This is a genomic window from Granulicella arctica, from assembly GCF_025685605.1.
Classification (GTDB): Bacteria; Acidobacteriota; Terriglobia; order Terriglobales; family Acidobacteriaceae; genus Edaphobacter; species Edaphobacter arcticus.
Map to the genome: position 1 here is coordinate 89,681 of NZ_JAGTUT010000002.1, position 25,741 is coordinate 115,421.

The following is a 25,741-nucleotide window of genomic DNA, read 5'->3' on the forward strand; positions in this document are numbered from 1 at the left end:
CCATCATCAAACCTGTAATCCTGAGCGAAGCCAAAGGAGCTGCACGTATCGGTGTCATCCGCACTGATCGGTGTTAAGCCTTTTCAGCACCAACCATCTTCTTCACAATATTCGTAGTTGAAAAACCTTCAACCGTAGGCACGATCTCAACCCGACCCCCCGAAGCAATCACATCCTCGTGCCCCACCACGGTCTCAACCGTGTAATCCCCGCCCTTCACCAGCACATTCGGCTTCAGCGACCGAATCAGCTCCAGCGGCGTCTCCTCATCGAACAGCACCACCGCATCCACAGCAGCCAGCGCCGACATCACACGCGCCCGCTCGTTCTCCCCCACAATCGGCCGCGAAGGCCCCTTCAAACGGCTCACCGACATATCCGTATTCAGCCCCAGCACCAGCTTCGAGCCAAACCGCCGACAGTCCTCCAGCAGCGTAATGTGTCCCACATGCAGCAGGTCGAAGCACCCATTCGTAAACACGATCGTCTCGCCCGAAGCCCGCCACTCCGCCACGCGCACCTTGATGCGCTCCAGATCCAGCACCTTCTCACCAGAATTCAAACCCGAGCTCGGCGTTAGTGCCGCAATCAACTCATGCTGCGCAATCGGCACAGTCCCCACCTTGCCCACCACAATACCCGCCGCCAGGTTCGCCAGCTCCACCGCCGTGTGGATGTGCAGTCCGCCAGCCATGCTCGCGGCTAACGTCGCAATCACCGTATCGCCAGCACCCGAAACATCAAACACCTCGCGAGCCCGCGCCGGCGAGTGATACACCCCATCCCGGCTCAACACGCGAATGCCCTTCTCGCTCATCGTCACCGTTAGAAACTCGATGTCATGCTCCGCGATCAGCCGTTGCGCCGCCGCCAGCATCTCCTCCGTCCGATGCACCGGAATCCCCGTAGCCACCGACAGCTCATGCAGGTTCGGACACACCGTCGTCACGCCCGAGTACTTCCCAAAATCCGGCGTCTTCGGATCAGCCAGGATCGGCACCCGCGCCGCCCGCGCCGCCCGGATCACCTGCTCACACAGCGCCGTCGTCAGCGCGCCCTTCGCATAGTCCGACAGGATCACTGCATGCACCTTACCCGCCAGCTCTACCGTGCGATCGATCAGCCGCTGCGCCTCAACCTCCGGCACTGCCTCCTGGCTCTCAATATCCAGTCGCAGCAGCTGCTGATTGCGCCCCACAATCCGCGTCTTCGAGATCGTCGGCAGCGAGCTGCTCACCACACCCACGGAATCAACTCCGGCCTTGTCCAGCAGCGCCTGCAGCTCCGCCTTCTCGCCGTCCTCACCCCAGAACCCCGCCAGGAAGGCTTTGCAGCCAAGCCCCGCCAGGTTCATCGCCACATTCGCCGCGCCACCCGGCCGCTCATACCGCTGCGCATGGCGAATCACCGGCACTGGAGCCTCCGGCGAGATTCGCTCCACCTCACCAAGGATGTAGCGATCCAGCATGATATCGCCCACCACCAACACTTTGATCTGGCCAAACCCACCCTCAAGCAGGTTCAAAATCGAATGTAATTCAGGCAGCATGGTCCCTCGAAGTATCCTTATCCATCATCTCATCCCACCCGATCCAGAACCGCCCGCACCTCTGCCAGCACCTCGTCCACCGTCACCGAGGTCAGACACTTCTTCTTCTCCACAATGCACGTCTCCAGCCCACACCCCGCACAATCCACCGCGTGGTAGATCACCCGATGCTGTGCCCCGATCGGAAACCACACCCGCGGAATATTCCTCGCCGCAAAGATCGCCACACACGGCGTCTGCACCGTAGCAGCCAGGTGCATCGGCCCGCTGTCATGCCCCACAAACACCCGAGCATGCGCAAACGCCGCCGCACTCTCCCGTGGCGTCAGCCTCCCACAAAGATTGATCACCGCCCCCGGATCAGCCTGCAGCGACGCCACCGTCCGCCAGCCATCCGCCGCAAACTCACTCGCCGCACTCTCCCCCGGAGCCCCGTTCAGCGCCAGCGCATAGCCCGGATACAGCCCTGCCAGTCGCCCCAGGAGCGCCCGCCAGTTCTCCTGCCCCCAGTCCTTCGATTGCACCTTCGTCCCTACACTCACCGCAATCAGCGGCCGCCCCCCAACCTCGCCCAAAAATGACGCCGCCCGCTCCCGCTCCCCCAGAGTCAGCCCAAGATCCCAGCTCGCCGCATCCTCCAGCCGGGCGTCTCCCAACTCCGCCACATTCCGCGCCAGCCGCGCTCCCTCCGGCTCAAGCAGCCCATCCGCCTCCACCATGTTCCGCTGCATCTCCTCCGTCACCGGAGCGCCAATCACCGTCCTGATCCCGCACAGCTTGAAGAACTTCACATCCCGCAGCGCCGATTGCACCCCACGGTTCGGCCCGAGATACACCATCACCTGCGGTCGCCATCGAAGCAGCTTCCACCACAGCGACAGCAACTCCACCGGGCTCCGCGTCCCCACCGCATAGCGAAAATAATCCTGCACCAGCCCCGAGTTCTCAAGGATCGCCGCCGCAGGAGGAGCCTTCACATTCACTGGAAAGTTCGTCAGCATCCGCCGCTCAGCCTGCGGAAACGCACGCGCCACCAAACGCAGCGACGGCAGCGCAACGATCGTATCTCCCAGACTCCCAAGTCGATAGATCAGAACCCGTGTCACAGATTTCTTGTCAATTTCGCTAAGCGGCATGTTCTTAAAGTCTACGCGATGCACCGGTATTCAACCGTGAGGATGCCGTCCTTTCCAACCCTGAAACGTCACACCTGATACAGTGCATTTGGGCGTCTTAAAATAAATTGAGCCTTTTACCCCGTATGCCTGACCTTTGCGCCATTCCTCGACTACATGACCAGGCCACCGCCGACTGGCACGACGCGACCCTGCCTCTGCACAGCTATTTCCTCTCCGATTCGCCCGACTTCTGCGAACTCGCCATGGCCAACCATCGCGCCAACTTCGACCTCTGGCACGAAGAAGACCTAGCCCGCGATCCCGCCGCAACCGACGCCACCATCGCCGCCGACAAGCATGCCATCGATCTTCTCAATCAGCGCCGTAATGACGTCGTTGAACAGATGGACCAGTGGCTCCTCTCCTGGCTCGAAGACGCCGGCACACCGCAGGACGCATCCGCTCCGCTCAACTCCGAGACTCCCGGCCTCATCCTCGACCGTCTCTCCATCCTCGCGCTCAAAATCTTTCACACCCGCGAGGAGGCCCACCGCGACACCGCAACCGATGCGCATCGCCGTCGCAATCAGGTCCGTCTTGCTCTTCTCGAAGAGCAGCGTGGCGATCTTGCAAGCTGTCTCGAAGCCCTCTGGCAGCAGGTCATTGCTGGCAAACGACGCTTTAAACTCTACCGCCAGATGAAGATGTACAACGACCCAGACCTCAATCCAGTCCTCTACCGGCAAAATGGCAGTTGACCTGACGCACCGATCTGCGTATAAAACGCAGACGAGAACAGACAGGAGAATTGTCGATACAAGAAGAGCAATTTAGCGCCGCTGGAGAATTTAACTTACTCTGTCGATATAACTGAAATGCTCTCCTTCAACCCGGCAATTGTGAACGACATGGCGATAAAGACAGCGAAGGCCCCTACAGTGAAACGCACCCCACGCACCCTCGCCGGCGACGTAGTCCCAGCACAAGCCAACGGCCGTACCCACGCCCTCGCCCTTTACGAGCAGGCTCTCAAGCTCCTCCAGACCGGCAAGTACAAGGAGGCGCACGACGCCTTCAATGCCATGCTCGCCGATAGCCCTCCGGATGTCGCCGCCTCCATCCGCATGTACGTCAACGCCTGCCTTCTCCAGATCAACAAAGGAACGACCTCCTTTGCTACACACGAGGAGCACTACGACTACGCCATCTCCCTCCTCAACGAGGGCAACTACGAAGACGCGCGCCAGGCCTTCCAGCAGATCCTCAAAGAGAACGAGTCCGCCGACTATGCCTTCTACGGCCTGGCCGTCCTCGCCAGCATGACTGGCGAATCACACACCTGCCTCGAGCACCTCACCGAGGCCATCCGCCGCAACCCCCGTAACCGCATCCAGGCCCGCGCCGACTCCGACTTTCAGGACATGGCCGACGACCCCCGCTTCACGGAACTCCTCTACCCCGAGGCCTAGACGCTGCTTCCTCCGCCATCGCCGAAATCGCCCGCCGCCCCACCATCCTCGTTGCCAATAGCAACAAGCAACTCTGAGGTCCCTTCACTGGAAGGGACCAGCGCGAGTCGTGCCAAAGGCGCACCCATCAGGAAAGGGGGGGCTGCTCCGAACCTTGGCCTCCGCGTAGTCGCCATAGGGGGAGGTACCGGCCTCTCCACCCTCCTCCGCGGTCTCAAACGCTACGTCGCCGCTCCCAACGCCACTCAGCCCGCAATCGATCCAGCCTGCGCCGACCTTCCCTGCCTTATCCGCGACCTCGCCGCCGTCGTCACCGTCACCGACGACGGAGGCTCCTCCGGTCGTCTCCGCGAAGACTTCAAAATGCTTCCCCCCGGCGATGTCCGCAACTGCATGGTCGCCCTCTCCGAAGACGAGCACCTGCTCTCGAAACTCTTCCAGTTCCGCTTCGGTCAAGGTGAACTTCAGGGCCACAGCTTCGGCAACCTCTTCGTCGCCGCCCTCTCGCACATCACGGGTGACTTCGCCCAGGCCGTCCAGATGTCCTCGCAGATCCTCGCCACCCGAGGCCGCATCTACCCTGCAACCAACACCAACGTCACCCTCTCCGCCCGCATGGACGATGGCTCCCTCGTCTCCGGCGAGACCAACATCACCGCCAGCCAGCACCGCATCGTCGAACTCATGATGAATCCCGGCGACGCACCGCCGCTCCCGGAGACACTGGAAGCCATCCGAAACGCCGACCTCATCACCCTCGGCCCCGGCTCGCTCTACACCTCGCTCATCACCAACCTGCTCGTCCGCGGCATCCCCGAAGCCATCGCCGCCTCCAAAGCCATCCGCGTCTACGTCTGCAACCTCATGACCCAGGCCAACGAGTCCCTCGGCCTAACCGCCTCCCAGCACATCGAGAAAATCCTCGAACACGCCGGCGGCAAGCACACCCAACTCTTTGACTACGCCCTCATCAACACAGCACCCATCTCCCGGACGCTTCTGGACCAGTACGCCCGCGAAGGCCAGACCCCCATCGAACCCGACCTCGACCGCATCCGAGCCCTCGGTGTAGAACCCATCACCGGCAGCTTCCTCCACGAAGGCGACGTCCTCCGCCACGACTACGACAAAGTAACCGACACCCTCCTGAAACTGGCCCACTAACCCTGCCATTCCCAGCCACAAAACTGTCGTCCTGAGCGAAGCCGAAGGACCTGCGGATGCACTTGCACCCCAAATCAGCCCCCAGAAAGTTGACAACTTCCGCCTTCACTGACCCCTCATCGGCGCGCACCTCCGCTAAGGCACCCTACCGAAGCGCGTACCTAACCCCCGCAGAATGAAGACTTTAGTACTTCAAGTACGGGGGAGGGGGGGTACTAGCGAATCGACACCAGCGGCTCATCCACAGTCCGCTTCAACTGTCCGCAAGCCGCATAAATATCCCGACCGCGCGGGCGTCGAATATAAGCAGGCATTCCCCCGTCAATCAGCATCTTCTGAAACACCGCCACATCCTCCGGCAAAGGCTGCTCATAAGCAATCCCCGGACCAGGATTCCAAACGATCAAATTGACCTTAGCCCGCATCCCGCGCAGCAAAGCCAGCACCTCACGCGCATGCTCCGGCTGATCGTTCACCTTGCCCAGCAGCACATATTCAAACGTCACATACTCACGCTTCGTCAGCGGAATCGTCCCGACTGCCTCAAGCAGCGCCTCGATATTCCACTTCCGCGTAATCGGCATAATGCGCTCACGCACCACATCATTCGAGGCGTTGAGCGAAAGCGCAAGCTTAGGCCGAATCGTCTCCATCGCAAATCGCCGAATCGCCGGCTCAATCCCGCTCGTCGACACCGTCATCCGCGACTCAGGAATTGCCATCCCCTTCACCAGCAGATGCACGCTCTTCATGAACTCGTCATAGTTCAGGAATGGCTCGCCCATGCCCATAAACACCAGGTTGATCCGATCTCGCCCCACGACAACGCCATGTCGAGCAAGCACTGCAGCAACCTGTCCCGCAATCTCACCAGCCGTCAGATTCCGCCGAATGCCCAGCTTCGCCGTCAGGCAGAACTGGCAGTTCACCGCACAACCAACCTGGCTCGAGATGCAGATCGTCGCCCGCCGATAACCCTTCTGCTCCAGAACCCCAATATCTTGCCAACGCTTCCGTCCACCCACAAAGCTGTCATCCTGAGCGGAGCGCAGCGCAGTCGAAGCACCTGCGGTCTCTCCATCAACCTCACCCATCTCCTCAGCCGCAGCCTCGCTCCCATCACCGCGTTCGCCGCCATCGCCCTCAGGCATCCAGACCGTCTCGACCGTCTCGCCATCGCCCATCCGCATCAGGTATCGCTCAGTCCCATCCACTGACGTCGCTGTCTGCACCATCTCAGGACGTGCGACACTCCAACCCTCGGCCGCAATCCGCTCCCGCAGCGCCAGCGGCAACACCGTCATCTCCTCGACCGACCCCGCAAGCTGCCGATACAGCGCACCATGGATCTGCACTCCCCGATACGCAGACTCGCCCCAACTCACCGCCAACGTCCGCAACTCATCCAGCGCCATCCCGAACAGCGCCTTCGTACCTTCACCCACCGAACTCTCCAGATCACTCATCACTCCATAGTTTACGCTGGACATCCAGCATCGGAGACCGCATGAATCGTCGCCACTTCCTCGCAAGCACCGCGCTCACCGCCGCACACCTTGCTTTAGCCCAGTCAAGCGCAACACACATCACCATCCATCCCGAACCCCAGCAGCTTATCCCGCCAGACTTCCTCGGCCTCGGCTACGAGATCTCCTCCCTCACGCGTCCCGGTCTACTCAGCCGCTCCAACACTGTCTACACGAACCTCGTCCGCACCCTCAACCCGCAAGGCGTCATCCGCATCGGCGGCAACACGGCCGATTACGCCAGCTACGCGCCGAACGCCGCGGCCGTCTCGACCTCCTATGCTTCGGTCGTCAACGATCAGGTCCTCCGCGATCTCGGCACCTTCCTCGAAGCCACCGACTGGAACCTCATCTGGGCCCTCAACCTCGGCCGAGGCACAGTCGAGCAAGCCGTAGCCGAAGCCCGCACGGTCACCACCATCGCTGGCAAGCGCCTCCTCGCCTTCGAGATCGGCAACGAGCCCGATCTCTTCCCTAATGAGAAGCACCGCCCAACTCCCTACACCTACGAGCAATGGCTGGCTGACTACCGCCGCGTCAAAGCCGCTCTCCGCAACGCCCTGCCGAACATCCCCTTCGCAGGTCCGGACGTCGCCGGACACACGGACTGGGTCACGCGCTACGTCGCCGACGAAGGTCACGACAGCGTTCTCCTCACGCATCACTACTATCGCGGCAACCAGAGTCCCGCCAGCACCATCGCTCAACTCCTCGGCTCCGATCCCAAGCTCCAGCCCCAGCTTGACCAGCTACGCGATGCTTCCCGCACCTCGCACCTTCCCTACCGCATCTGCGAGGTCAACTCCTTCTCGGGTGGAGGTCGTCCTGGCGTCAGCGACACCCTCGCCTCCGCACTCTGGGTGCTCGACTACATGTACACCCTCGCCTCGAACGGCTGCGCTGGCGTCAACATGGAGACAGGCGTCAACCAGCACGACTTCATCTCCTCCTACTCGCCCATCGGCGACGACGAGCATGGCCAATACACAGCTCGTCCCGAGTACTACGGCATGCTCGCCTTCGCCCAGGGAGCAAGCGGCCATCTCCTCGCCACCACCGTCGACAACCTCAACCCTGACCTCAAGATCTACGCCGCGCAACAAAGCCTGAACGTCACCACACTAACCCTCATCAACAAAGGTCCAGCCGCCATTCCCATCACCGTCGACGCCGTCCACAATCACGCTTCCACCCTCGCTCTCAAAGGTCCAGCCATCGACGCAAAGACCGACGTTACTCTGGGTGGAACCGAGGTTGCTGCTGACGGAACATGGAAGCCTGCAGCGAAGCTCTTCCCAATCCCAAATCACACCCTCAAGCTGACCCTGCCCGCATCCAGCGCGATCATCGTCAGCTTCAACGCCCTCCGCTAATATCTCCTCAACCCGTGATACTGTCAGCCACGTGAGCCATCCAATTCATCCAACTCGCCTCCTCACACTCTGCCTCTTTGCCGCAACCCTCCACGCCCAAACACCCAGTCAGCTGTTCAAAGTGATCGCCACCATCCCCGCGATCGACAACCACGCACACCCGGTTCTATCCGACCCAGCAGACCGCGACTTCGATGCCCTTCCCGTCGACAACATGGAGCCTGAAACCGACACCATCGCGTGGCGTCCCGACAACCCGCAACTCCCGCTCGCCTGGAAAGCTGTCTGGAACATCGACGTCACTGTTCCCCTCACCCCAGACGGCCAGAAGAAGCTGGAAGCTGCCCGAGCCGCAATCAGAACCCGCGAAGGCACCCATTACCCAAGCTGGGTCCTCGATCAGTCCAACATCCAGACCATGCTCGCTAACCGCGTTACTATGGGCCTGGGAATCGAGCCTCCGCGCTTCCGCTGGGTCCCCTACGCTGACGCCCTTCTCTTCCCTCTCAACAACGCCGTTCTCAGCGAAGGCACCCCAGACCGCAAGCTCTTCTTCCCCATGGAAGACCGTCTCCGCGCCCGCTACCTCAAGCAAGCCGGACTCACTCAAATCCCCGCAACCCTCGCCGACTACTTAGCTAAAGTGGTCACGCCCACGCTCGAGCGTCAGCACGCCGGAGGAGCCATCGCCGAGAAGTTCGAGATAGCCTACCTCCGCGACTTCAACTTCACCGACCCCACGCGCGCCGAAGCCAATCGCATCTACGCTGCATCCATCAATCAGCCTCGTCCCAACGCAGCCGACTACAAGCTCCTGGAGGACTTCCTCTTCCGCTACATCGCCGCCGAATGCGGCCGCCTCGGCATGGCCGTCCACCTCCACGCCATGGCCGGCGGCGGAGGCTACTTCTCCGTCGCCGGAGCCAACCCGCTCCTCCTCGAACCCCTCTTCAACGACCCACGCCTTCGCCACACCAACTTCGTCCTCCTGCATGGTGGCTGGCCTTTCGTCCGCGAAGCCGGAGCCCTGCTGCAGAAGCCGAACGTATACCTCGACCTCTCTCAGGAGACCCTCACCTTCACCCCGCACGCTCTGTCTGGCTGGCTCCGCGAGTGGCTCGAGACCTATCCGGAAAAGGTCCTTTTCGGCACGGACGGCTATCCGCTCTCAGACGCAATGGGCTGGGAGGAAGCCACGTGGATCGCCAATCGCAACGGTCGTCAAGCCCTCAGCATGGCCCTCACCGGTATGGTCGAAGACCACGAAGTCAGCCCAGGCCGAGCCGCCGAAATCGCCCACAAAGTCCTGCACGACACTGCCTCCACCCTCTACCCGACTAAGTAGCGCACTGCAACCGCTCGGCGTCCATCCTTCGCAGCGGTATCGCAAAGGGTGGGATCTATAGAGTCCATACACCCGGAGTCAACGCGCGTAACCTTCTCCCAAAAATCAGCGTCCTAATGAGGGCATACACCAGAGGCCCGCTATGCCCCTCCACAAAGCCATTGTCGCCGCCCTCATCGCCGCCACGGCACTTCCAGCCCAGTCCCTCCTCGTCCTCTCGAAACAAGATCACACCCTTGCGATCATCGACCCAACCACCCTTCAGGTCATCGCTAAAGCTCCCGTGGGAAACGATCCGCATGAGGTCATCGCCTCCTCCGACGGCACCACCGCTTACGTCTCCAACTACGGCTTCGGAGCCTTCAACACCCTTGCCGTCATCGACCTCACTGCCAAAAAGCCGCTTCCCGAGATCGACCTCGGCCCCCTGCATGGACCGCACGGCCTCACCTTCGCAGGCGGTAAGCTATGGTTCACTGTGGAAGCCAATAAGGCCGTCGGCCGCTACGATCCCGCCACGAAGAAGGTCGATTGGGTTCTAGGCACCGGCCAGAACCGTACCCACATGATCGACGTCTCCGCTGACCTGCAGCACATCGTCACCAGCAACGTAAGCTCCGGCACCGTCAGTCTCATCGACCAGGAAGAGCTCCACATCCAGCCCCCGCCACCACCACGCCCAGGTGAGCCCCAACGCCAGGGGCCCGGCGGTCCCCCACCCAACATGCCCCACAAAGACTGGAGCGAAACCGTAGTCAAGGTGGGCAATGGTTCCGAAGGTTTCGATCTCTCCCCCGACCGCAAGCAAATCTGGGTAGCCAACGCACAGGATGCCACCATCTCCATCATCGACGTTGCGACCAAAGCCGTCATAGCAACTCTCCACCCCAATGTTGAAGGAGCAAACCGCCTCAAGTTCACACCCGACGGCACCAAGGTCCTCGTCTCCACTCACGACGGTATTGCTATCCTCGACGCAAACACGCGCAAAGAAGTGAAGCGACTTCCGATCGGCGGAGCAGCAGGCATCCTCGTTCAGCCCGACGGCACCCGCGCCTTCATCGCCTGCGGCCAGGCCAACTACGTTGCCGTCATCGACCTCCATACCTTCACCCTTTCCGGCAAGATCAACGCCGGCGGCGAACCGGACGGCATGGCATGGGCCAGTCACCCTTGATCGCACAAGCAAAAGCGCACGGACTGCGAGAGCAATCCGTGCGCTTAGTCTTACTTGCCGCCGAGACTAGAAGGTGAACTTACCCTTCAGACGAATCGACCGCCCTGCCTGGAACGTCGTCGGCAAACCGTAGGAGCTATTCAGAGTAATGTTCTGGCTGTTGCTCAGACCCTGGTAGTCATACGGACTCTCCAGCACCCCATACTGCAGGTTTCCCTTCGCATCCGCGTAGCCCGGAGGAGCAACGAAGCTGCCAAGGTTGCTGGTGTTGAGGTGCGTGTTGTACTCGACAGCGTGTTTCGTATTCAGCAGGTTGAGAAAGTTTGCTTCGAAGCCAAGCCGCCAGTTCTCATGCTGATCGCTCACTTTGTACGTATGCGTAAGCGAAACATCCGACTGCGCGAAGATCGGCGTCCGGCGAAGTACAGGAGTTCCGAACACAATCGAGTTTCCTGCCCCAAGCGTCGCTGGAACAAACTTGCCGCGGCCTTCGACGTAGGTCGGATAGCTGCCGGCCGTACCAGCAACATCCTCATAGGTGCTTAGAGGTGAACCGGAGTAGAGCTGCTGCAGCAGCCCGATGCTGGTCTCATGACGACGCAGGTAGGAGATCCTGTAGTACAGATCACCCTTCGCCGTATGTGGCCGGTCTGTTGCGAGTAGCCCGTTGAAGGGCGTCCCGTGTGAGGTGAACTGGAAGAACGGCTCATCGAAGGAACGGTTGTCGTTCGGGCTAAGTCGCGCGCCGCCGCCATCCGAAGTATCCGTTGCCGTCAAACCGCTGTAGTTTCCTCGCAGCTTGCTGTAGGTGTAGGAGAAGCTACCTCCCCAATGCGCGTCGGCGAGCCGGCGGAACCGGATCTCCAACGAGTCATAGGAACGAGCCGCAGCAGGCTGGTTTTTGCAGGTTGCGCAATTAGCCACCGGCTGCAGGTCGGTACCCTGACCCGGATTGACGATCAGGAAGGTCTCACCCGCTGGGGTAATCGTTCCAGCGTCTTCAATCGCGTGGTCAAGACGGCGACGATCGTAGGTTGCCTCGACGGTCCACATACGGCTGATCTGGTAGTCCGCTCCTCCTGTCGTCTCATGCTGACGGTAAGGCTTCAAGCCAGGAGCAACGGACGAGCCCTGTGAAGGATCATTGGCTGGAATGCGGAAGTTCTGGTTTTCGATAAATCGCAGATTGGAAGGAGGCGTCGTACCCGAGCCTGCAAAGTTTGCATTGCCCGTGCCACCGCAGTAATGGCCGCTCGCATCGCGCACCGGGTTGAGAGTTGTGTAGTTCTGATCGTCCAGCGCGTAGTAGCAGTTATGCCAGTACGCTCCACCGAAGGAGTCAATCGCCAGGCCCAGCTTCATGACGTCATAGAACACGCCATAGCTGCCGAAGACCTTGAGTTTACCGTTTTGTAGAACATCCCACGATGCGCCAAGGCGAGGAGCAACCTTGTCGCCCCAGCCGAAGTTGATGCCGGAAGGATAAGCGTCATACGCAGGAAGAGTCTCCTTTTCCACGCGGATGCCAAGGTTCAATGTGATGCCGCGAGCAACTGTCCATTGATCCTGTGCATAGAAACCATGGTTGAAGCTGGCTGCTGCGCCCACCGTACCGAACTCACGGATGTACGCATAGCCATAGTTGCCCATGCACTTGACTGGATTGATGGTCTTGCTGCCGCTGTTGTCCACTGCACCGTACCGCGTCAGGTTAGTCGCCTCGATTGCAGCGCAGTTAGGCTGGTTGCTGGCAAGCGGAGAGTACGACTGCCCAGGGATGATCTCCACCAATCCAGTGTTATAGGCATTGTTCACGTTGTTATAGAGATGGTTCAGTTGGTAGCCGAACTTGAAGTTATGCGTACCCGCCAAACCTTTCTTGAAGTAAGCGACATCCTGGTTGAACTGGTGTGAGATGCTCTGGTTCGCGAGATACTGCGAGTTGGACGGCAGTGTCTGAAAACCAGAGGACTGGTACAACGGATCGCCCGGCTTGATCGCCGTTCCATCGATTGCCTTAACCGAACCGGTAGACGAAAGGCCCGACGCCGCAAAAACATAGCGAACGCCCTGCGGCAGTCCACGATCCTGATAGTTCTGATAGAAGTACCCATACTTCGTTGTCGCTACGAGCGACGGATTGATCGTGATATCCGCGCCTGTCGTCGCAAGGAAGTTCGGCTGCACATTGCCGATACCATGCTGAAAGCTATCCGGTGCCGTCGTGGAACTGGAATTGAACAAACCGTTGATCGAATCCTGATTTGGAAGCGACGTTCCCGAAGCACGATAGTACTGATACAGGAACGAGCCGAAGACGCGGATCTTATCCGTGACGCGGCCATCCAACCGAACGGTCGTAAAATAGCGCTGCGTATCCTGGTCGAGTGTCCGCGGTCCGTAAGGCGCGATGAAGGTGACATTTCGTCGAAGCGATGTGAAGTACGGCTGCAAACCAGCAAATACCCAGATACGATTCGTGAGCAGCGGACCACCGGCGGTGACGCCCGGCTGCAGATACCGGAAATGATCTTTTACGGGGTTATAAAATTGATACGGAACATCGGTGCGTGTCGACGCAACAGCCGATGCCTGCGGGTTGTTGCGAAGCGACGCAGACGGACTCGCATCCAGCGGATCGGCCTCATAGTAAGCCCAGATCTGTCCATGCCACGCTTTGCTGCCGCGATTCGGGATCGCATTGACAACGCCGCCAAGTCCACCCGGATTCTCAGCTTCAAAGCCTGTTGTCTTGATCTGAACCTCTTGCAGGAACTCAAACGGAACATTCGCCTGGGTGCTGCCGTTGACCAGGCTCGAGCTTGTCATACCATCGATCAGGTAGCCATTCTCATTGCCTGCGCCACCGTTGATCTGATAGCTGCCCTGTAGCGGTTCGCTGCGCGCTCCCGGCGCATCGATGATTACGCTCTGGAAGGATGTGCCGCGCGGCTCGAAAGCAATCTGTTCCTGCGTCACGTTAGTCTGCGTGCGTGTCTGCGTTACGTCGATCAGTGGCGAGGTCGCGCTCACTTCAACGACCGTGCTCTCCGAACCCAGCGACAGCGTCACATTGATCGACGGAACGTGTCCCACGTTCAGCACAATGTCAGAATTCTTCGACTCGCTGAAGCCCGGAGCCGTCACGATCAACGTGTACTTGCCGGGAGGGAGGTTGGTATAGCGATAGTAGCCTGAAGCATCTGCGCGAATCGTCTTGGCGCCAATCAGCTTGTCGCCCATCAGTTGAATCGTCGCATCCTTGATCAATGCGCCCGTGGGGTCCTTGATAACGCCCTCGAGACCGGCAGTTGTCTCTTGAGCAAATGCTTGTGGAAGGAGTGCAATGGCTAACAAAAACGCGGCCAGGGTTGAAAACAAATATCGTAATACCCATGAAGCTTTATGCATCGTTCTTTGCCTCTCGGAGAAATGGTTGCGTGAGCAACAGCTTGAGCCAGCACCCTCGATACGGGATGTTGTGCTTGTGAACGAAGCCGATATCGATTGGTGAGAGAGGCGTAGACACGACTCTGCTTCAACTGAATGCAGGCGAACGTTTGAGGGCGTTTGCCTGTCGGAAGATGTGGTTTATGAATCGACCTTACACTGGGATGAACACTACGTCAAAATAACTTCGAGGTCGTGCTAACCAAATCTTCCGAGAGCTGTCGTCCAATGCTTGAATCATCCGAAGAAGTCAGACTGCCGCATCACAAAGCCTAGGACTGCCACCGGCGTGCCCACGAGATCCGCGGCGGCCTTGTGGACCACCGCGATCGCATCGTCAGCTACGCCCTCCTGGTTAGTATCCTTACGCGAAAACCTAACTACCGATCGCGCCGAGGCACCAGCTTCGAAGCCTTCGGTGACAACCCTCGCTCAAACAGCCAATTACGAAACAGCTCCGGCCACGCACCCTCCACCGGATCGCCGGTCGCCAGCCCGGCACCATGCGTCCCCGTCTGGAAGATATGCGCCTCGCTCGGCACGCCTGCCGCGACAAGCGCCTGGTAGAACAAGCTGCTGTTCTGGGAATCCACTATCTTGTCATCGAAGCTCTCAAACAGGAACGTCGGCGGTGTCTTCGCAGTCACCTGCTTCTGTCCTGAGAGGTACTGCTCCAAATCACTCAACGTGCTGCCGCTATAGCCAAATAGCAAGTGCTTCTTCGACGATGACGACGCAAACTGGTTCGGGTCCATCGAGATCACTGGATAGCCCAATCCAAGGAAGTCCGGACGCGCATCCGTCTGATCGACAGAGTCCATCGTCGGCAGGTTGAAGTTGCTCCCGAAATGAATTGAAACTGTCGATGCAAGATGGCCGCCCGCCGAGAAGCCGAACGCCCCGATCTTTGTCGGATCGATCCCGAACTGCGACGCATTGAACCGCACATAGCGCAGTGCTCGCTGCCCATCCCACATCGGCACCGGGTAGCGGTACGTCCCGTCGGTCTGGACCAGCCGGTAGTACAGCACAAAGGTCGTAATTCCCAGCTTGTCGGCGAAGTATCGTCCAACCGGCCCCTGTTCCTTTTCATCGATCAACTCGTTATACCCGCCGCCAGGCATCACCACGATCCCGACATTCGTCGCCGTCGCCGGACCATTGGCCCGATACACCCGCACAAACGGAATGTCCCGGCAAGGATCGTTCCCCACCGCACCGGGAGCCGCATCGTCCCATAGCCGAAAGTCCCGGCCGCTCTTCGAGTCATAGCACCGATCGGTTGAAGCACTGGCACTCTGCGCACGCGCAGTCAGTCCAACCATTCCGAACCATCCAAATCCAAACAGAAGCACAGCGCTTCCTACCAACCTTCGTAAAATAGTCATACGCTTTAGAACACGGTTAACTCCCACAAGTAGCAAAATCCTCTCCCTGCCACGATGAATCAGCTATGAAACAATAGACAGTGAAGATGCAAGGAGCCGCATGTCCGCAATTCTGACCGAAGCCGCACCCCTAACCGCCGTCATTGCTACCCCCCGCAACATCCGCAAAACCGTCCTCGACAACGGACTCCTCGTCCTCACCGAGTCGATGCCCCATGTCCGCAGCGTCTCCATGGGCGCCTGGATCGACTCCGGCTCACGCGACGAAGCCCCCGCCGTCAACGGCATCTCCCACTTTGTCGAGCACATGGTCTTCAAGGGCACCACGACCCGCACCGCACAACAACTTGCCCGCGAAGTCGACACCATCGGCGGCAATCTGGACGCCTTCACCGGCAAAGAGGGTATCTGCTTCAACATCAAGGTTCTCGACACCAATGTTGACCCTGCCCTTGATCTCCTCTCCGACCTCGTCCTGCATCCCACCTTCCATCCGGAGGACCTCACCAAGGAGCAGGGCGTCATCCTCGAAGAGATCAAGATGGATGAGGACAATCCTGACTACCTCGTCCACGAGATCTTCACCCAGAACTTCTGGAAGGGTGACGCCCTCGGCCGCCCCATCCTCGGCACCGCCAAAACTGTCTCCAGCTTCAACCAGGCCATCGTCTTCGACGACTACGCCCGCCGCTTCACCCCGCGCAATATGGTCTTCTCCGCCGCCGGTCATCTTGACCACGATACGTTCGTCGCACAGGTAGCCCATCACTTCGACTCACTCGCTGCAGCCGGCAACGCACCGCTCGCGAAGTCTCCGTCCCCCACGACCACCCCCCACATCACGCTCAAGAATAAGAAGTCCCTTGAGCAGGTTCAATTCTGCCTGGGCGTTCCCGCACCCGCCGTCAACGCCGAGAATCGCTATGCCGTCTACCTGCTGAACACCATGCTCGGCGGCGGTATGAGTTCACGCCTCTTCCAGTCCATCCGCGAAGAGAAGGGCCTTGCCTACTCCATCTACTCCGAGCTCAGTCCCTTCCGCGACACCGGCTGCCTCGCCGTCTACGCCGGAGCTTCCATCGACAAAACTCCCGAGGTCCTCAAGCTCACCCTCGCCGAGTTTGCCCGCCTTAAGGACGAAGCCGTCCCCGACAGCGAACTCAAACGTGCCAAGGAACAACTCAAGAGCAACATGGTCCTTGGCCTCGAGACCTCCTCCAGCCGTATGTCCTCCCTCGCCCGCCAGCAGATGTATTTCGGGAAGTTCTTCTCGCTCGACGACCTCGTCAGCCAGATCGAGCAGGTCACCCCCTCCGACATCCAGACCCTCGCCCGCGAACTCTTCCGTCCCGAAGCCATCGCCCTCACCCTCCTCGGAAACCTTGGCACCATGAAGGTAGAACGCGCCGATCTGGCCTGCTAGCTTCATCGAACCGGTCACGCTTACGCCCAATAAGAGATGCCACCCATTCCAAAGATGGGTGGCATCTCTTATTGCAGAAGAAGTTAGATCTGTGCCGTACCGCCATCCACAAACAGCTCGATACCATTCACAAAGCTCGAGTCGCTCGAAGCCAGGAACAACGCTACCGTAGCAATCTCCTCAGGCCGTCCGATCTCACCTCGCGGCACCAGAGTCTTGAAGTACTCCTTGGCATCTGGTCCAAGCGGATCGAGAATCGGCGTATCGATCGTGCCCGGGCTCAAAATATTCACGCGAATCTTTCGTTCTTTCAAGTCAACCAGCCATGTCCGCGCAAACGACCGCACGGCAGCCTTGCTCGCACTATAGACACCGAACGCTGGAAAACCCTTGATACTCGCAATCGAGCCGTTCAGGAAGATCGAACCACCATCGGTGAACAGCGGCAGCGCCTTCTGGACGGTGAAAAGTGTTCCTCGCACATTCAGGTCGAAGGTCTTATCGAAGTGCTCCTCCGTTACCTCGCCGATCTTCGCGAACTCACCCTGACCCGCGCTCGCAAACAACACGTCGATCTTTCCCTTCTCCTTCTTTACCGTCTCATACAGTCGATCGAGATCCGCGAGGTTCGCCGCATCGCCCTGCACGCCCGTGACGTTCCGGCCGATGGCCTTCACAGCCTCATCGAGCTTGTCCTGCCGACGGCCGGTAATAAATACATACGCGCCCTCCTCCACAAACAGCTTTGCCGTTGCCAGCGCCATGCCTGATGTTGCCGCCGTGATCACTGCTACTTTTCCGTCAAGCTTACCCATACTGAACCATCCTCTCGTCTTCCGTTGTCCTGCTTCGTTCTGGACTCGCCAGCTGCACCATAGGATGGAATGAAATAGATTAAAGATTCAATAGTTCAGGATCTTAGAACTATAAGACAATGGTACAAGAATCGCTTATGATGAAAGGTTATGAGACCGCTCTTTCATCCGTCAGTTGAGGACATCACCGTCGAGGCAATCCTTTACGCACTGTCGGATCCTGTGCGCGTCGCCATCTACGCCGATATCGTCGGCCAGGATTGCACTCACAACTGTTCGAACTTCTCGAATCTCACCGGCAAGACCATCCCCAAATCCACGCTCTCGCAGCATTTCAAAGCCCTCCGCGAAGCAGGCCTCATCCGCGGCGAACGGCGTGGCGTCGAGATGCACAACATCTCCCGCTGCAGCGAGATCGACCAGCGCTTCCCCGGTCTCATCGGTGCCATCGTCAAGGCGTACACCACCCAACTCGAAACGAAGCCGCGCCGCCCCCGCAAGTCAAAGACCGCACAATAAAAATGGGCCGAGTCCCGAAGGACCCGGCCCACGCTAATTCGTAAATCGACAGGCTACGGATTGCTTGCAGTGTTTGGAGCACCAGCCGGCTTGGCAAGCTGCTGCAGCAGGAACTTCTTTACGTCGAGCGTGCTGTTACCGAGCACCTTGCTGTAAGCATCTCCCTTGTGAACCTTGTAGAAGTTGTTATCCCCAACAATGCTCCGGTGGAAGAACTTCAACGGTGCCGGTGCATCCGTCCCGCCCAGAAGCGTCTGCAAGGCAGACAGCCCATAGATAAGCGGATTTACATTGCCCAGCCGCCCACCATTCTCTTCGATAGCCAGCGCCAGCACACCAGCCAATTCCGGAGACGAAGAACTCGTTCCGATCAGGAGGTCAGCTTCGCCGCCAATCCAGATAATCGCGGCGCTGCGTGGCAGGGTGGTGCAATCCTGCACACTTAGATCCGCATCTCCCGGGCATCCGCCCATCATCAGCGAAACGTCAGGAACCGTGCGGTGTTTATCGTTCCCCGTATCGACGAGATACTGGTAAAGCGGCTTGTCGAAGATCTTGCTGACACCGCCACCTGAACCCCACGTGTTGTTGTTGACCGTCACGATATCGGTCGGGCTCAGTTCAAACTCAGCCGGTACCCGAGGATCGTAATTGGCGTTTTCAATCGAGTACTTTGCATCATCGATGCCGGGGGTAGCCGTCGTTGTAAGATTTGTTCCACCCACACCGGTCACACTCGGATCGGCCGCAGGCCACTCCACTCCCGGAACAAAGGATGTTCCGTTCGAAGGATTGTCGTTGAACGCGACCGACAGGCAGGCCAGGGCGCCGTTATCACCGGAGCTCGCCACAAACGTAATGCCCTGCGCGTTGCCCTGTTGAAACAGTGCGTGGTACGCCTTCAGGATGCCCGTAAAGTCCACGCCATTGTTGTAAGCCGGAAGGTACTCCAGCTCGCATCCGCCGAACGACGAACTCACCACATCGACCGCGTTATCCTCGTCGATCGCCGTATAGCCAGCCATCAGTGCCGAGTCGCTCAGGTCCTCGACGTTGTACAGCGTCTCCTGCGCTCCGGGAGCCGTTCCGAGCGACATCTGTGTATCGAGCGAAGCCTCGCCCGCTGCGTCATCATTCGGATTGAACGGGCCACTTCCTGCGCCTACCGTGCGAATCGTCACCGTAGGAACCGGCAGTGTCGTGTTCGCCGAGTAAGCCTGCACCAGGCTTGCCCCACCACTCAGGTTCAGTTTGGAGTTGAAGGTCTTTGCCAGATCGGCAGGGCTGATCACCGACGAGATCACAATCCCGATATGCGAACCCACACCCGCGAGCTGAACCGGTTTGCCCGTGCTCAATGGCGTAACTATCGTCGTAAACGACGGGAGCTTGTAAGCCTCATTCAGATCGTTGGGATAGAAAAAGCTGTCGTTGCTGGTCAACCGCGTGCTCGGGCTTGCCGCCGTAAGCGCCGTCCCGATCCGTCGCGAATGCACATGCGCCACGCGAGGTGTGAACTCGGGAACCACAACTCCGGTCGCACTCAGAGCATCGGGGATTACAAGATGATTTTGTGCGGCAGCGAACTTCACCTTACCGCTCTTCATCTGCACCTGTTGCAGCCTTGTAGCGAACAGCTTCTCAACCGCCCACACCGGCCCCTCTATCTCGAGGCTCTGCGTATGCTCGGCAACCACAGTCAGTCCGGCAGCCTGCATCGTTGCCTTCACCTTCGCAAGGTCGGCGGCACTCGGTCCGAACTTCGTTTTGAAGTCAGCAGGCGTCAGCCAGTGGTGATAGCTGGGAGAAGCCACATCCGTCTGTGCGCTTAGCAACTGCTCGAGAGCGGCTTGGTGCGTCAGCGGCAGATACGCGTTGAAATGGGTGGTAGCGCTCTGGTCCGCAGCGCCAAGTACCTGCGGACTCAGTGCCGTTCGTGCACTGGTTCCCTGTGAAATTCCGACTCCCGTCACTGCGCAGAGCGCAACGACACCTGCTGCAAACACACGAATGCTCATCTCTTCCCCCGATATTTCGTGATCAATTTGAAAGGCGCTGGCCAGATAGCTGGAAACTATCTGGCGAAACTATATCCTCGAAAATTCACTTTGTATAGGTAACAAAAGCAGTTGTGCTTCGTCGCAGGAATTCCACCCAAACCGCCTAGTTCGCCTACACACGGCCTATAGAACCTCACCTGGGCCGGCGTTCAGGCATGCTGCTTGCCCTTAAAAGTAACGGTCGCCGGAACAAACCCGGCGACCTTCTACCTCACTGAAACGACTTGGAGAGCGGCTACCGCCCGCCATGTCCCCTTCGCTCTTCAATCGAGAACGCAAACAACTGATTGTTCCCTTTGCCGACACCGATGTGCGCATAGCCGGAACCCCAATAAACGGTCCCATCTACGATTGAAGGTCCATCGACAACGGAGCCGCCGCTGGCAAACTTCCATAGAGTCTGCCCACTCGCGGCATCAAGCGCCACCATATCTCCTGAGAGCGATCCGGCAAACATCACACCGTTCGCCACCGAGACCTGCCCAGTCGCTCCAGCAGCCAGAGTCGGTTTCAGAGGATTCTGACCCGACACCGGAACCTGCCACAAGATCTCGCCCGTAGCCCCGTCCAGCGCAGCCCACGATCCCGCACTCCACGACGTCTTCTTCTGCGGACCCAGCAGGTAAGGCGTGCGATTGCTGTCGTTCAAAGCAACATACACCCGCGCACCATCCGCAGCCGAGCCCCACTCGATCCCGCCGAGGCTGCCGCCAGGACCAACCTGCGTGCCCCAAAGCACATCGCCGTTGTCCGGGTTCAGTCCCCAGTACATGCCGCTCTTCTGCCCTGCACCAACAACATCCATCGTTCGCCCATGCTCCTTGGTCGTGAAGAAGTTGGGTGCGGATCCAAAGTCATAGTCCGGCCCCGCATTATCCGGACACGGTATACCCGCATGGGGATTCACGACACACGACACCGTCCACGTATCGACGCCCTCCAGCCGCCGACTCCATTTCACCCGGCCCGTCTCGAGATCGAGCGATACGACGGCATCAATCAGGTCCTTCGGATCAAGGCAAGCAAGCTTTCCAACCGCACTCGTCGAACTGCTCACGCACTTGTCCGCAGCATCCGGTATGGAGTAGTTATTCCCCGTACTCACATAGACCGAGTCACGCTTCGGATCGACGACGAAGTTTCCGCCCCACACTGCACCGCCTGTATACCCTTCGGGGATCGTATACGTCTGCCAGATCACCTTACCTGTAAACAGGTCGAGGCAAAGAATACTTCCGCGAAAGGTAAGATCGAAATCAGGCACCGTCTCCGCAAGTGACTCCTGGTTCGAAGACACGCCAACATAGACGCGATCCTTATAGACTACCGGTGATCCTGTAATCGTTGCGCCCGTAGCCGTGTCGACAGTCTTCCGCCACAGCAGCGACCCATTCGTCTTGTCCACCGCGATCACCGTGGCACCGCCCTGGTCTCCAAACACTAGCCTGTCCCGTGCAATCGCTGGCGACGTTCGCGACACAGAAGCCGCATTATCCGTGTAGTCGGAGATCTTGTGCGACCACATGGCCTTACCCGTCTCCGTATTGATCCTGTACAGGAAGCCACCCCAGTCCGGAACATAGAGCGAGTGGCCCTCAATCGTAGGCGTAGCGGACACATCGCCCGCCGTTGTGAACGCCCATTTCATCGTCAACTTTCCTACACTGCTTGCACTGATCTCCGATTCTGAGGTACTTCCGTGCGTATTGCTGATATTCCCTCCCCACGTTCGCCACGCATGCGCATCATCCGCATCCTCCTCATACTGGTGGCCGGACCCGCGATCTCCATCGTGGCTCTGCGCCACCGCCGCCTGCGTCCAACTCGCAGCACCGAGCAGTGTCGCGAGCGCTACAAAGGATAAGCTACGAAACGAGCATGCGAAGCTGCCCGATGGAGAGGTCTGAAGTTGCGGATGTTTCGACGATTGGTGAAGAGATGCTCGCGTCATGGCGTGAAGCTCCTATGTTGATCTCCGGCAAGCCTGTCCGAAGCCGGTCACTCCAACCTAGAAGTCTGCCGTCGTGGCTGTGTCACGCGATTGTCACCACCGTGTCCTCTTTTCATGACCTTCACAGCACCAACATTCGTTCGATCAGCCCACAGTCCGGGGCAAACCGCTTAATCCCTCATTTCGTTCTAAAATTGATTCGCGGACGCTCGCAACCTATTTATAGATCGGAAGTCGAACCAACATGTCGATGCTGAAGACCCAGAAGGCCACACGATCACTCGCGGAAGCGGGTTTTACCCTGATCGAACTCCTCATCGTGATGTCCGTCATGCTCATCCTCATGACGCTCGCCGTGCCGCAGCTTCTCAAGCTTCGCAAGCAGGCCAATGAGACCTCTGCCATCCAGTCCGTGCGCACCATCGGCCAGGCCGAGCTCCAGTACAACTCCGCCTATCCTGCGAATGGCTTCTCCTGCTCCATTGCCACCCTCGGCGGCCAGCCCAATGCTGGAGCGCCCTCCGCCCAGGCCGCCCAGCTTATCGACGCTGCCCTCACCACCGGCCAGAAAGCAGGCTACACCTTTGCCATCGTCGGTTGCAGCAAGGTCACCGTCAACAATCAGGACATGTACACCTCCTACACCATCACTGCCGTCCCCCAATCGATCGGAAAAACCGGCGACCGTGGTTTCTGCTCCGACGAGAACAACACCATCCGCTTCGATCCAGCAGGCGGCACAAGCTGCACCCAGCCCATCCAGTAAAGTTCGCTCAGCAATAATCCCAAGACGCGCTACAACCACGTAGTGCGTCTCGCTGATTCGTCTCTCGATCAAGGAGCCACCATCCGCCCTACCTTACTTCTGGCGCTCTGTCTCTCCTGCCTTCCCGCGCTCGGGCAGGCCGACGACGCCATCCTCAAGCGGGTAGACGACCACTACAACCACCTCGCCTCGCTCCAGGCCCACTACTCCGAGCACTACACCGGCATGGGTATGGACCGCAACGAGTCCGGCACGCTCCTCCTCAAAAAGCCCGGTCGCATGCGCTGGAGCTATGCCACCCCTGTCGGCAAAGTCTTCATCCTCGACGGCAAGAACGGCTGGTTCTACACGCCCGGCGACCCACAGGCCCAGCGCGTATCCGCAAAACAACTGGATGACCTGCGCTCCCCGCTACGTTTTCTACTCGGCCACACCCAGCTCAAGAAAGAACTCGACACCATCTCGGTCCATCCCGGACCCGGCGGTTACCAGATTGCAGGGATACCCAAAGGCATGAGCCAGCGCGTGAAGCTTCTTACGCTAGACGTTGATACGAAGGGACTTATCGTTTCGATGAGCTTGGAAGAGATAGATGGTGCAACCACTACCTTCACATTCTCTGACATGCACGAAAACCTCCCGGTAAAAGATGGCGACTTCATCTTCACCCCACCCTCGGGAGTGACCGTAGTCGACGGACTCCCACCTATATAGAGGTTGCCCCATGTCCGAACCGTCGGACATGGGTGCCCGCTAAACCGTGACCTTTCCTTGCTCCCCAACGTCGACCTTCCCGCCTGTAACAGCCGCCGCCAGATACTTCGCACCCATAATCAGCTTGCTTGACGAAGCCTCCCAGTACTCAGCTTCGGCAATATCCACCCGCAGCACCGTAATCGCAGGATCATCCTCCCCACCTGGGAACCACGCCTTGTACATCGGATTCCAGAGTTCATGGATCTTGGCCTTATCCTGGCTAACCTTCGCCCGCCCCTTTGCTGACACGTACACCGAGTCCGAAGGATTCGCGTAAGCCAGCGTCACATGCGCATCCTCCTCGATCTCACGCACCTTGCCTGAGTCATGCCTCGTCAGGAACCACACCGTTCCGTCAAACTTATCCGTCTTCTGCGTCGCCATCGGTCGGCTATCGATCGACCCATCTGAAGCGACCGTCGCCATCATTGTGATCCGAATATCCCTGATCAGTTCGCCAATTTTCTCCAGACCCTCAGGCCCACTCAATTCTTTGAAGTCACTCATCACATCCTCCAGCGCATTAGGATGCGGCTCGTCGCCCAAGTAGAATCAATAAAGAACGCACCGATTCAGAAAAGTAGAGCTAACGTGTCGACCCCACTCCGTACCGCCCAGCACCTTACCACCGCCGAGTTTCACGCCTCCGTCCTTGAGCTATCCCCCACCGTCGCCGTGTTCGATTGCGACGGCACTCTCTGGTCCGGCGACGCTGGTTCGACCTTTATGAAGTGGACCATCGAGACCGGCCTCCTCTCCCGCGACGCCACCGACTGGCTCGACGACCGCTATCGCCTCTATAAGCGCGGTGAAGTCTCTGAACTTGCCATCTGCGGTGAAATGCTCCAGGTCTACGTAGGTCTCGCCGAAAGCGAGCTTCGCCAGTCCGCAGCCGAATTCTTCCGCACCCGCATCGAGCGCAACATCTTCCCCGAGATGCAGGAACTCATCGCCTCCCTTCAGGCTCGAGGTGCCGACATCTGGGCCGTTAGCTCCACCAACGACTGGGTTATCGAAGAAGGTGTTCGTCGCTTCAACATCCCCTCGAACCGCGTCCTCTCGGCCCGGGTCCAGAGTGTGGACGGCATCGTCACCAATACCCTCATCGACGTCCCGACCGATCAGGGCAAGGTCGTCTCCCTTGCTAACGCCGGCATCACCGTACCCGACGCCGTCTTCGGCAACTCCGTCCACGATGCCGCCATGCTCGCCATCGCTCGGCGTGCGTTCCCCGTAAACCCGACCACCGCCCTTGTTGATCGCAGCATAACCGAGGGCTGGCCCGTGTACTATCCAGCTTCCGTTCGCCCCTGAGTGTGACCATAAGGCTAGTTCTTTGAAGCCTTTGCCGATCGCGGCGCGTCTAACCGGCAGGTGAAGGATACGATTCGCAAGCTCGAAAGCCGCCCCGACGCAGAGGTCACTCGACCGTTGCGCCTTGTCGTAGCTGCGCTCATGCTCCGCAAGCCACCCACCGGCCCGGCAGAATCCCTCGAAGTTCTCATCTGCCAGCGCAAGCCAAACGAACCCATGAGCCTCAAGTGGGAGTTCCCCGGCGGCAAGATCGAACCCGGCGAGACAGCCGAACAGGCGCTCGCCCGCGAACTCAACGAAGAGTTAGGAATCGACGCAACAATAGGCCGCCGTGTCGCCCAGGTCCGTCACAAGTACCGCAACGGCGGAGCCATCGACCTTCAGTTTTTCGTCGTCAACGAATACCGCGGCATCCCCGAAAACCGCATCTTCAACGACATCCGCTGGTCCCCCTTGGTCGCCCTCCCCGGCTACGACTTTCTAGCCGCCGACCTTGGCCTCGTCCGCGATCTAGCCGACGGCCGCCTTCTCTAAAACGCACCGCGGATGCCACGGACATATGCGGATTGAGTACGTCC

At 59.1% G+C, this 25,741-nt stretch carries 21 protein-coding genes; 12 read left to right on the plus strand and 9 right to left on the minus strand.

Features of this window, described 5'->3' with window-relative positions; genetic code table 11:
• Positions 1-73: 73 nt before the first annotated feature.
• The gene (hldE, locus tag OHL20_RS20340) at positions 74-1,549 is read right to left on the minus strand and encodes a bifunctional D-glycero-beta-D-manno-heptose-7-phosphate kinase/D-glycero-beta-D-manno-heptose 1-phosphate adenylyltransferase HldE (protein WP_263385133.1); all 1,476 of its coding nucleotides are present in this window, start codon (positions 1,547-1,549) and stop codon (positions 74-76) included.
• 29 nt (positions 1,550-1,578) lie between these two features.
• Positions 1,579-2,685: a glycosyltransferase family 9 protein gene (locus OHL20_RS20345; RefSeq protein WP_263385134.1), complete on the minus strand. Its 1,107-nt coding sequence runs from the start codon at positions 2,683-2,685 to the stop codon at positions 1,579-1,581.
• Between the two features lie 125 nt (positions 2,686-2,810).
• Here OHL20_RS20345 and OHL20_RS20350 point away from each other — a divergent pair, with 125 nt between their 5' ends.
• The 3 genes from OHL20_RS20350 to OHL20_RS20360 all read left to right on the plus strand — a co-directional run bounded on the left by OHL20_RS20350 (position 2,811) and on the right by OHL20_RS20360 (position 5,300).
• On the plus strand, positions 2,811-3,425 hold the full coding sequence (locus OHL20_RS20350) for a DUF4254 domain-containing protein (protein WP_263385135.1): 615 nt from the start codon (positions 2,811-2,813) through the stop codon (positions 3,423-3,425).
• Positions 3,426-3,575: 150 nt separating this feature from the next.
• Complete coding sequence (locus OHL20_RS20355; RefSeq protein WP_263385136.1) at positions 3,576-4,136, plus strand: tetratricopeptide repeat protein; 561 nt, start codon at positions 3,576-3,578, stop codon at positions 4,134-4,136.
• 126 nt (positions 4,137-4,262) lie between these two features.
• Complete coding sequence (locus tag OHL20_RS20360) at positions 4,263-5,300, plus strand: gluconeogenesis factor YvcK family protein (RefSeq protein ID WP_263385476.1); 1,038 nt, start codon at positions 4,263-4,265, stop codon at positions 5,298-5,300.
• Positions 5,301-5,515: 215 nt separating this feature from the next.
• Here OHL20_RS20360 and rlmN read toward each other — a convergent pair whose 3' ends face one another.
• Positions 5,516-6,766, minus strand: coding sequence for a 23S rRNA (adenine(2503)-C(2))-methyltransferase RlmN (rlmN, locus tag OHL20_RS20365; protein ID WP_263385137.1), 1,251 nt, complete (start codon positions 6,764-6,766; stop codon positions 5,516-5,518).
• Between the two features lie 41 nt (positions 6,767-6,807).
• On the opposite strand from rlmN, the gene OHL20_RS20370 reads away from it, so the two are divergent.
• The 3 genes from OHL20_RS20370 (at position 6,808) to OHL20_RS20380 (ending at position 10,721) form a co-directional block, all read left to right on the plus strand.
• Complete coding sequence (locus tag OHL20_RS20370; protein WP_263385138.1) at positions 6,808-8,199, plus strand: hypothetical protein; 1,392 nt, start codon at positions 6,808-6,810, stop codon at positions 8,197-8,199.
• Positions 8,200-8,230: 31 nt separating this feature from the next.
• Positions 8,231-9,544, plus strand: a complete 1,314-nt coding sequence (locus OHL20_RS20375; RefSeq protein WP_263385139.1) for an amidohydrolase family protein — start codon at positions 8,231-8,233, stop codon at positions 9,542-9,544.
• Between the two features lie 142 nt (positions 9,545-9,686).
• Positions 9,687-10,721: a YncE family protein gene (locus tag OHL20_RS20380; protein WP_263385140.1), complete on the plus strand. Its 1,035-nt coding sequence runs from the start codon at positions 9,687-9,689 to the stop codon at positions 10,719-10,721.
• A gap of 66 nt (positions 10,722-10,787) precedes the next feature.
• Here OHL20_RS20380 and OHL20_RS20385 read toward each other — a convergent pair whose 3' ends face one another.
• Both OHL20_RS20385 and OHL20_RS20390 read right to left on the minus strand, forming a co-directional pair.
• A complete protein-coding gene (locus tag OHL20_RS20385; RefSeq protein ID WP_263385141.1) occupies positions 10,788-14,102 on the minus strand; it encodes a TonB-dependent receptor in 3,315 nt (1,104 codons plus the stop codon).
• Positions 14,103-14,551: 449 nt separating this feature from the next.
• A complete protein-coding gene (locus OHL20_RS20390) occupies positions 14,552-15,526 on the minus strand; it encodes an alpha/beta hydrolase (protein WP_263385142.1) in 975 nt (324 codons plus the stop codon).
• 133 nt (positions 15,527-15,659) lie between these two features.
• On the opposite strand from OHL20_RS20390, the gene OHL20_RS20395 reads away from it, so the two are divergent.
• Positions 15,660-16,982, plus strand: a complete 1,323-nt coding sequence (locus OHL20_RS20395; RefSeq protein ID WP_263385143.1) for a M16 family metallopeptidase — start codon at positions 15,660-15,662, stop codon at positions 16,980-16,982.
• An 83-nt stretch (positions 16,983-17,065) separates the two neighbouring features.
• Here the strand turns inward: OHL20_RS20395 and OHL20_RS20400 are convergent, their stop codons facing one another.
• Complete coding sequence (locus tag OHL20_RS20400) at positions 17,066-17,797, minus strand: SDR family NAD(P)-dependent oxidoreductase (RefSeq protein ID WP_263385144.1); 732 nt, start codon at positions 17,795-17,797, stop codon at positions 17,066-17,068.
• A gap of 150 nt (positions 17,798-17,947) precedes the next feature.
• On the opposite strand from OHL20_RS20400, the gene OHL20_RS20405 reads away from it, so the two are divergent.
• Complete coding sequence (locus OHL20_RS20405) at positions 17,948-18,316, plus strand: ArsR/SmtB family transcription factor (RefSeq protein WP_263385145.1); 369 nt, start codon at positions 17,948-17,950, stop codon at positions 18,314-18,316.
• A gap of 53 nt (positions 18,317-18,369) precedes the next feature.
• Here the strand turns inward: OHL20_RS20405 and OHL20_RS20410 are convergent, their stop codons facing one another.
• Positions 18,370-20,334 (minus strand): S53 family peptidase, encoded by a 1,965-nt coding sequence (locus OHL20_RS20410; RefSeq protein WP_263385146.1) that lies wholly within the window; start codon positions 20,332-20,334, stop codon positions 18,370-18,372.
• A gap of 277 nt (positions 20,335-20,611) precedes the next feature.
• The gene (locus OHL20_RS20415; protein ID WP_263385147.1) at positions 20,612-22,327 is read right to left on the minus strand and encodes an outer membrane protein assembly factor BamB family protein; all 1,716 of its coding nucleotides are present in this window, start codon (positions 22,325-22,327) and stop codon (positions 20,612-20,614) included.
• A gap of 244 nt (positions 22,328-22,571) precedes the next feature.
• Here OHL20_RS20415 and OHL20_RS20420 point away from each other — a divergent pair, with 244 nt between their 5' ends.
• On the plus strand, positions 22,572-23,093 hold the full coding sequence (locus tag OHL20_RS20420) for a type II secretion system protein (RefSeq protein WP_263385148.1): 522 nt from the start codon (positions 22,572-22,574) through the stop codon (positions 23,091-23,093).
• A 42-nt stretch (positions 23,094-23,135) separates the two neighbouring features.
• The gene (gene lolA, locus OHL20_RS20425) at positions 23,136-23,807 is read left to right on the plus strand and encodes an outer membrane lipoprotein chaperone LolA (protein WP_263385149.1); all 672 of its coding nucleotides are present in this window, start codon (positions 23,136-23,138) and stop codon (positions 23,805-23,807) included.
• Between the two features lie 39 nt (positions 23,808-23,846).
• On the opposite strand, the gene OHL20_RS20430 is transcribed toward lolA, so the two are convergent.
• Positions 23,847-24,356 (minus strand): pyridoxamine 5'-phosphate oxidase family protein, encoded by a 510-nt coding sequence (locus tag OHL20_RS20430; protein ID WP_263385150.1) that lies wholly within the window; start codon positions 24,354-24,356, stop codon positions 23,847-23,849.
• An 84-nt stretch (positions 24,357-24,440) separates the two neighbouring features.
• On the opposite strand from OHL20_RS20430, the gene OHL20_RS20435 reads away from it, so the two are divergent.
• Both OHL20_RS20435 and OHL20_RS20440 read left to right on the plus strand, forming a co-directional pair.
• Positions 24,441-25,163 (plus strand): HAD family hydrolase, encoded by a 723-nt coding sequence (locus OHL20_RS20435; protein WP_263385151.1) that lies wholly within the window; start codon positions 24,441-24,443, stop codon positions 25,161-25,163.
• A gap of 60 nt (positions 25,164-25,223) precedes the next feature.
• A complete protein-coding gene (locus OHL20_RS20440) occupies positions 25,224-25,697 on the plus strand; it encodes a (deoxy)nucleoside triphosphate pyrophosphohydrolase (RefSeq protein WP_263385152.1) in 474 nt (157 codons plus the stop codon).
• Positions 25,698-25,741 lie beyond the last annotated feature (44 nt).

Bases quoted from the DNA above. Each gene is read 5' to 3' on its own strand.
- OHL20_RS20415 (WP_263385147.1), bottom strand. From the start codon at position 22,327: ATGACGCGAGCATCTCTTCACCAATCGTCGAAACATCCGCAACTTCAG.
- OHL20_RS20380 (WP_263385140.1), top strand. From the start codon at position 9,687: ATGCCCCTCCACAAAGCCATTGTCGCCGCCCTCATCGCCGCCACGGCA.
- OHL20_RS20405 (WP_263385145.1), top strand. From the start codon at position 17,948: ATGAGACCGCTCTTTCATCCGTCAGTTGAGGACATCACCGTCGAGGCA.
- OHL20_RS20400 (WP_263385144.1), bottom strand. From the start codon at position 17,797: ATGGGTAAGCTTGACGGAAAAGTAGCAGTGATCACGGCGGCAACATCA.
- OHL20_RS20420 (WP_263385148.1), top strand. From the start codon at position 22,572: ATGTCGATGCTGAAGACCCAGAAGGCCACACGATCACTCGCGGAAGCG.
- OHL20_RS20395 (WP_263385143.1), top strand. From the start codon at position 15,660: ATGTCCGCAATTCTGACCGAAGCCGCACCCCTAACCGCCGTCATTGCT.
- OHL20_RS20410 (WP_263385146.1), bottom strand. From the start codon at position 20,334: ATGAGCATTCGTGTGTTTGCAGCAGGTGTCGTTGCGCTCTGCGCAGTG.
- rlmN (WP_263385137.1), bottom strand. From the start codon at position 6,766: ATGAGTGATCTGGAGAGTTCGGTGGGTGAAGGTACGAAGGCGCTGTTC.
- OHL20_RS20345 (WP_263385134.1), bottom strand. From the start codon at position 2,685: ATGCCGCTTAGCGAAATTGACAAGAAATCTGTGACACGGGTTCTGATC.
- OHL20_RS20350 (WP_263385135.1), top strand. From the start codon at position 2,811: ATGCCTGACCTTTGCGCCATTCCTCGACTACATGACCAGGCCACCGCC.
- OHL20_RS20430 (WP_263385150.1), bottom strand. From the start codon at position 24,356: ATGAGTGACTTCAAAGAATTGAGTGGGCCTGAGGGTCTGGAGAAAATT.
- hldE (WP_263385133.1), bottom strand. From the start codon at position 1,549: ATGCTGCCTGAATTACATTCGATTTTGAACCTGCTTGAGGGTGGGTTT.
- OHL20_RS20355 (WP_263385136.1), top strand. From the start codon at position 3,576: ATGGCGATAAAGACAGCGAAGGCCCCTACAGTGAAACGCACCCCACGC.
- OHL20_RS20370 (WP_263385138.1), top strand. From the start codon at position 6,808: ATGAATCGTCGCCACTTCCTCGCAAGCACCGCGCTCACCGCCGCACAC.